Source organism: Streptomyces bugieae (genome assembly GCF_036352915.1).
GTDB lineage: Bacteria > Actinomycetota > Actinomycetes > Streptomycetales > Streptomycetaceae > Streptomyces > Streptomyces endophytica.
On sequence record NZ_JAZBJP010000089.1, the window covers coordinates 1 to 703 of the forward strand.

General features: G+C 69.6%; 1 protein-coding gene. It reads right to left on the bottom strand.

Features of this window, described 5'->3' with window-relative positions; all coding sequences use genetic code 11:
- Nucleotides 1-703, bottom strand: a 703-nt coding sequence (locus V2J85_RS40305; protein WP_330824352.1) for an MFS transporter, incomplete at both ends; no start/stop codon positions are given.

Here is a 703-nt window from a genome sequence, read left to right on the forward strand (position 1 = left end):
GTTGTAGACCAGGTAGGCGAGCAGGAACGAGAGCGTCAGCGGATGGCGCCGCATGTCCTTCAGGGTCTCCCGCAGCTGCTTCCAGCCGGAGCCCACCGCCCCCTCGCCGTCCGCCGCCACCCGCCGGTCGCGCAGCCTGCGCAGCGGTACGAGGGTGAAGGCGCCCCACCACACACCCGCCGAGGCGAGACAGATCCGCACCGCGTCGGACTCCGTCAGCCCGAACGACTCGTGGCCGCTGTACAGGATCAGGTTGAGCACCAGCACCAGGGCGCCCGAGGTGTAGCCGAAGGCCCAGCCGCGCGAGGAGACCGCGTCCCGCTCCTCCGGCTCGGCGATCTGCGGCAGATAGGCGTTGTACAGGACCATCGACACCGAGATCGATGCGTTCGCCACGATCAGCAGGAAGGCGCCCAGCAGATAGCGGTGGCCGTCCAGGAAGAACATCCCGGCGGTCGCCGCGGCACCCGTATAGGCAGCCGCCGCCAGCAACGGCTTCTTACGGCCCGTACGGTCGGCCGCCGCGCCCACGATCGGCATCAGGATCACGGCCACCACGATGGAGGCCGACACGGAGTACGCGAACAGCGAGCCCGCCCGCACGGGTATGCCCAGTGGGTGCACGAAACCGTCGGGGTCGGCCGCCGCCTTGGCGACCGACGTCAGATACGGACCGAGGAAGACGGTCAGCACGCTCGTGGAG